Below are 6580 nucleotides of genomic sequence, written 5' to 3'. Positions count from 1 at the left end.
TTACAACCCCGTCGTCACAACTTGTGTGTAATGCAATGCGTTACATGACCTGGAAGCGTTTTGCGGCTGTATAATTTCACAGCCGTGATTTGGGACATCAGTGGGGCAATGCGATTGGCCTCATCTGGAAAAAATGATAAATAATGATGTGCTTGTTCCAGTAATTTGTTGGATTGTAAGTTGGATGGATTTATTCCTGGCGTGAGCATACATTTTCTGGATGGCTTCATGAGGTATTCTCCCGGTCGCATCGAAGGCGGAAAGCTGTTTGTCATGCCTTTCTGAGATTCATCCTGTACAACAACGCACAGAAATGCGGTCAGTAGATTCTCAAAGCGGGACAGAAATATCTGTTTTCGTTTGGTTCATCCACGCCCGGCGTGGCGATGCCACCACCACGATCCTGTCACAACGGCGATGAGGAGGCGGCGTAGGCTTGCCCGAGCGGACCAGCCCGCAGCACATGTCTGCCCTGGCCAGTCGGAGCTGCCGGGCTTTGACATCGAATGGAACGGTGCGGGCAACGATGCAGCGAGAATGGCGGGAGAGAGTGAGGTGATGCGGCGGGTGGGTGCGCCCCTGAGGCGCGGCGGAAAAGCACGGAAGGGCCCGTGGGCCCTTTGGGACGGCGCCGGGCACAACGATTGCGCACCCGGCTGGCATTAGCGATGCGATCAGGTACCAGACCCGCGCGCGGCGTCCGGGGAGAAGAACGCTTCGGTGAACTCGGGGCTGTTGTTCAGCTGGAACATCGGGCCTTCGTTGGTCAGTCGGTCCGCGAAGTAAGCACCGGAAATCAGGTCATGGTAGAACACCGCCGTCGGATGATAGCGACGCGCATCGTAGGCGTAGACCGAGGCCTGCAGGTTGGTGCGCCACAGCTGGCCGCGGCCATCGTAGTTGTCGGCGGCGAGCGCTTGCCAGGTGTCTTCGTCGAGATACAGCACGCGCTTCGCATACTGGTGACGGAAGCCTGACTTGAGCGTTGCTTCCAGGATCCATACGCGATGCAGCTCATAGCGCATGACATCAGGGCTGGCGTGGCCGTTGGCCAGCAGGTCCTTGTACTTGATCGACGTGCTCAGCAGCTTGTAGTTGTGGTACGGGACATAGATCTCCTTCTTGCCGACGATCTTCCAGTTGTAGCGTTCGCCGGAGCCATTGAAGAGGCGATCGTCATCGACGGTGCGGAAGCCGCCGGGGCCCTGCGGCTGGTCGAAGCCGAATTCCGGCGCCTGGCGCACGCGCCGCGTGCCCGGGTTGTAGATCCAGGTGCGGTTGGTGTCCGAGCCTTCCTGGTCCCACACGGCATAACCCACGATCACCTGGCCACGGTCACGCAGCGGCAGGTCGGTCGCCGTGCGGAAGAAGGAGCGCTCGTTGAGCGCGTTGTGCGGATCGAACTTGCCGTTATTGCGCGGCGACAGGATGCTGTACGACACGCGGCCCCATGCGATCGAGCCGTTGGGATAGACCACCGCCTGGTCATACTGCGCCTTTTCGGTGCCTACGGCTGACGAGAAGCGCTGGTTCCACAGCAGTTCCATGGCCGTCTTCGGCATCGGGTAGGGCACCTGCGGCCCGGCGTCCTTCAGGCCGTTGGCATCGCCCGTCATCTTGACGGTGGTGGCGAAGGTGCGGATATCCTTGTAGACCGCGTCTTCGTAGCGGAAGTCGCGATGGCTCGGATACACCGGCATCTTGAAGGTATCGGGGTACTTCTTGAACAGTGCCTTCTGGCCGTCGGTCAGGCGTTCGGCATACTGCGCCACGTTCTGCGCGGTGATGACGAACAGCGGTTTTTCGTCGGCGTACGGATCGGGATAGCGTTCGCCGCGCTGGTATTTGACGTTTGGCGGCGTGCCCAGCCACTTGCCGGACCATGCGGGCACATCGCCATCCTTGCTGGCGGCCCGCTCCGCGCCCATCGGCGTCAGGTTGCCGTCAAGCTGCTTGAGGTCTTCGGGGGTGACCTTCGCCCACGATGCCGCGGCCAGTGCCATGCTGGTCACCAGCAGGCTGCCGCGCAGCAGTCGATGTGTAGTGGATGTCATTGCAGTCTCGCTCCTTTTAGGGAATGGCCGGCGACGCCTGTGCCTGTGGTCACAGGGTAGTGATGGCGCACTGGCCGGGAATCGTTGGAACGGACTAGTGGATTTCCCTAGCGTCCGGAGCGAGGAGGAAGTGCAGTGCCGGCAAGCAACGAGGGAGATGGAGAAAGCTGGGCGGAGAAAAGAAAAACGGCCGGGCAAGTGCCCGGTCTTCAGCCTTCTGACCGATTATCTATGTCGCCGGTTTGCCCCCCTCTCCCGCATGCGGAAGAGGGGAGACAACAATCGCAGGCTTGGCTTTGTAAGCGGCCTTCGTCAGGATCAGGCTTCCATCACTTCGCCGAAGCGCTGCAGGTGGTAGTCACTGTCGCCCAGCAGCTGGTCCAGCATGGTCAGGCGCTTGAAGTAGTCGCCCACCGACAGCTCGTCGGTCATGCCCATGCCGCCGTGCAGCTGCACCGCCTGCTGGCCGACAAAGCGCCCGGCGCGCGCAACCGTCACCTTGGCGGCCGACAGCATGCGGCGGCGCGCGGCAGGATCGGTTTCATCCAGCGCCTGCGCCGCCACGTAGGCCATCGACAGCGCCAGTTCCTTCTGCACCAGCATGTCGGCCATGCGGTGCTGCAGTGCCTGGAAGCTGGCCAGCGGCTTGCCGAACTGCTGGCGCGTGCCCAGGTATTCGCCGGTGATCTGGATCAGCTTTTCCATGGCGCCCGCACCCTCGGCGCACAGCGCCGCGATGCCGTGCTCCAGGCCGACGCCCAGCGCTGCCATGCCGTCGGCGGCCTGGCCCACCAGTGCGCTGGCCGGCACCGCGACGTTCTGCAGCGACAGGTCGGCGGCGCGCAGGCCGTCGATGGTGGGATAGGCGGTCACGGCGAGGCCCTTGCTGTCGCGCGGCACCAGGAACAGTGCGATCTCGTTGCTGCCGGATACACGTGCGGTCAGCAGGTAGGCGTCGGCGGCGGCGCCATGCCAGACCACGCTCTTGGTGCCGCTGATCACGTAGCCATCGCCGCTGCGCTCGGCGCTGGCGCGGGCCGATTCCGGGCGGTAGCGCGTGGTCGGCTCCACGTAGGCCAGCGTGACGATGCGTTCGCCCGAGGCGATCGTGGGCAGCCATTCCTGTTTCTGCGCGTCGCTGCCGTAGGCGTTGAGGACGGCGGCGGCCATCACGCCGCTGGGCGTGACCGGCTCCAGCACCAGGCCGCGGCCCAGTTCGCGCTGCACCACCAGCTGGCTGGCGGGGCCTTCGCCGAAGCCGCCGAAATCTGCCGGCACGGTCAGGCCCAGCACGCCCATCTCGGCCAGCTTGTTCCACACGCCGCGATCCAGGCTCTCGCCCTGGCGCGCGCTCTTGCGGCGGGCCTCGAAGGTGTATTCGGTATCGATGAAGCGACGCAGGCTGTCCGCCAGCATCTGTTGCTCTTCGCTGTAGGTGAAGTCCATGTCAGCTATCCCTTCAGAAACCCAGGATCATCTTGGAGATGATGTTCTTCTGCACTTCGGTCGCGCCGCCGTAGATCGAGGTCTTGCGCATGTCGTAGTACGTGGAGGCCGCGGGGGCGGCCCACTCGGGGCCGGACACCGGCTGCGTGGCGCCGGGCTCGAGCCAGTCCGGCGAATATGGCCAGGCGTTGGGGCCGGCCACTTCCATCATCAGCATGCCCAGGTCCTGCTGCACTTCCGAGCCGCGGATCTTGACGATCGACGCTTCCGGCCCCGGCGTGCCGGCGGCCTGCGTGGCCACGCGCAGCAGCAGCATTTCCAGCGCCATGATGTCCATCTCCACGCGCGCGATCTTGTCGCGCATGCGCACGTCCTCGATCAGCGGGCGGCCGGCGCCGTCGGTGGCCTGGCTGGCGTAGTGCTTGAGCTGGCGCAGTTCGCGGTGGCAGTGGCCGATGCCGGCGATGCCGGTGCGCTCATGGCCGAGCAGGTACTTGGCGTAGGTCCAGGCGCGGTTCTCTTCGCCGACCAGGTTCTCGACCGGCACTTCCACGTCTTCGAACCAGGTCTCGTTGACGTCGTGGCCGCCGTCGAGCGTCTTGATCGGGCGCACCGTCACGCCGGGCGACTTCATGTCGATCAGCAGCATCGAGATGCCTTCCTGCGCCTTGGCATCGGGATCGGTGCGTACCAGGCAGAAGATCCAGTCGGCGAAGTGCGCCATCGTGGTCCAGGTCTTCTGGCCATTGACGATGTACTTGTCGCCGCGGCGCACGGCGCGGGTCTTCAGCGAGGCCAGGTCGGAGCCCGAGCCCGGCTCGGAGTAGCCCTGGCACCAGAAATCTTCCACGCCCGGGATGCGCGGCAGGAAGCGCTGCTGCATCTCGGGGCTGGCATATTTCATCAGCACCGGGCCGATCATGGTCAGGCCGAACGGCAGCAGGCGCGGCGCGCCGGCGCGGAAGGTCTCGATTTCAAAGATCAGGCGCTGCAGCGCGGTCCAGCCGGTGCCGCCCCATTGCGTGGGCCAGGTGGGGGCGCCCCAGCCGTGGGCCTGCAGGATGCGGTGCCAGCGGACGTAGTCGTCCTTTTCCACGCGCTGGTGGTTGAGCACCTTGTTGCGGATGTCTTCCGGCAAGTTGGCCTGCACGAAAGCGCGGACTTCCTCGCGGAAGGCCTGTTCCTCGGCGGTGAAACGCAAATCCATCTGAATGTCCCCTTGTTACGCGGGCGGCCCGTTGCCGGCAAGCAACCGGTTGCAGCCCTAGGTGTGCCGGCCGATTGTAGGGCGCGGGCGTCCTCCATTGCTTTCTCAATCATAAAGTCGCCCTTCGTGCCGGCGGAACCACCTGAGCCGGGTGGTGGCGGGGACGAACACGGCCTTAGCAAATTCCAAATACCGCGGCGGCCGGCCTTGGCGCAAACTGGCGCGGCCTGTTCAAGTGCACCGGGGTGCATTCCCGCGCATTTGCCGGCAAGCATCGCTAACCAGCCGTACTCCAGCCGTATCCCGAACGAGCCAGCCGCATGTCTTCCTTCCGCCCCGAATATATCCACGACATCCCCCGCCACTGGGCCGCGCAGACGCCCGCCGCCCCCTGCCTGTTCGAGGGCGGCACCGTGATCACCTATGGCGAACTGTGGCAGCGCATCGAAGCGGCGCGCGACTGGCTGGCGGCGCAGGGCGTGGGCGAGGGCGACCGGGTCATGGTGGTCGGCGAGAACTGCAACGAGATGGTGGTCACGCTGTTCGCCAGCAGCCTGCTGCATGCGTGGCCGATCCAGGTGAACGCGCGCCTGTCCGCGCGCGAGATCGACAATATCCGGGACCACGCCCAGCCAGCGCTGGTGCTGTTTACCGGCCATGTGTCCGACGTGGCCGCCGCGCACGGTGCGCGGCTCGGCGCGCAAGCCAGCGGCTGCCCCGTCTTTGCCGACGGCGTGCTCGCACTGCGCGCTGCCAGCGCGCCGGAACGCGTGGCCAGCGCACAGGCGCGCCAGGTTGCCACGCTGATCTATACCTCCGGCACCACCGGCGCGCCCAAGGGCGTGATGGTGCCGCACGTCGGCCTGACGCACTTCGCCCGCATCTCCGCCACCTCGCGCGACATGGGGCAGGCGGACGTGGCCTACGGGGCACTGCCGATGTCGCATATCTTCGGCATCGCCACCGTGCTGATGGCCACGCTGTACGCCGGCGCCAGCCTGTTCATGCGCCCGCGCTTCGACGGCAACGACGTGTTCGAAGCGCTGGCGTCGCCCGGTGTCACCATCCTGCAGGGCGTGCCGACCATGTTCACGCGCATCCTGGCGGTTGCGGCGGCGCACGGTGCCGGCCCGGGCAAGTATCCGCGCCTGCGCTACCTGTACACCGGTGGCGCGCCGCTCGATCCCACGCTCAAGCGCGACGTCGAGACGCTGTTCGGCCAGCCGCTGCACCACGGCTACGGCATCACGGAATACGCCGGTTCGCTCTTCATCACGCGCATGGAGGCGCCGCGCGCAGACTGCTCGGCCGGACATATCGTCGAAGGCGTCGAGATCGAGATCACCGACGATGCCGGCGCGCCGCTGCCGGCAGGCGAGCGCGGCCAGATCCGCGTGCGTGGCCCGGGCGTGATGCTTGGCTACTACCGCAACCCCGAGCAGACCGCCGAGGCGCTGCTGCCCGGTGGCTGGCTCAATACGGGCGACCTGGGCTACCTGGATGCCGACGGGGCGCTCTACATCTCGGGTCGCTCCAAGGACCTGATCATCCGCTCGGGCTTCAACGTCTATCCCATTGAAGTCGAGTCGGTGATCAACGCCTTTCCCGGCGTGCGCCAGTCGGCGGTGGTGGGACGCCCCGCCAGCGACGGCAACGAGGAAGTGGTGGCCTTTATCGAGACGCAGGAGGGAGCCAGCGTCGATCCCAAGGCGCTCGATGCCTATTTGCGCGAAAGCCTGGCCCCCTACAAGCGCCCGGCGGAAATCCGCACCGTAGACGTCATTCCCACGACTGCCAGCGGCAAGCTGCTCAAGCAGCCGCTGCGCGCGCTGCTGGACTGAACCCGAATCCCCGAATCCCCGAATCCCTTTAC

The 6580-nt window shown here is 65.3% G+C and carries 4 protein-coding genes; 1 reads left to right on the top strand and 3 read right to left on the bottom strand.

Annotated features, from left to right (window positions below; translation table 11 throughout):
* Positions 1 to 674: 674 nt before the first annotated feature.
* From K309_RS0115605 to K309_RS0115595, 3 genes are all read right to left on the bottom strand, one after another.
* Positions 675 to 2054 (bottom strand): DUF1329 domain-containing protein, encoded by a 1380-nt coding sequence (locus K309_RS0115605; RefSeq protein ID WP_029047300.1) that lies wholly within the window; start codon positions 2052 to 2054, stop codon positions 675 to 677.
* Between the two features lie 318 nt (positions 2055 to 2372).
* Entirely contained in the window at positions 2373 to 3500 is a 1128-nt protein-coding gene (locus K309_RS0115600; RefSeq protein WP_029047299.1) for an acyl-CoA dehydrogenase family protein, read from the bottom strand.
* Between the two features lie 13 nt (positions 3501 to 3513).
* The gene (locus tag K309_RS0115595) at positions 3514 to 4707 is read right to left on the bottom strand and encodes an acyl-CoA dehydrogenase family protein (protein WP_029047298.1); all 1194 of its coding nucleotides are present in this window, start codon (positions 4705 to 4707) and stop codon (positions 3514 to 3516) included.
* A 320-nt stretch (positions 4708 to 5027) separates the two neighbouring features.
* Here K309_RS0115595 and K309_RS0115590 point away from each other — a divergent pair, with 320 nt between their 5' ends.
* Positions 5028 to 6548: a class I adenylate-forming enzyme family protein gene (locus K309_RS0115590; RefSeq protein ID WP_029047297.1), complete on the top strand. Its 1521-nt coding sequence runs from the start codon at positions 5028 to 5030 to the stop codon at positions 6546 to 6548.
* The last annotated feature ends 32 nt before the right edge of the window (positions 6549 to 6580 follow it).

Source organism: Cupriavidus phytohabitans (genome assembly GCF_000426345.1).
In the GTDB taxonomy this organism is placed as follows: domain Bacteria; phylum Pseudomonadota; class Gammaproteobacteria; order Burkholderiales; family Burkholderiaceae; genus Cupriavidus.
This window is presented reverse-complemented; position numbering and strand designations above follow the sequence as displayed.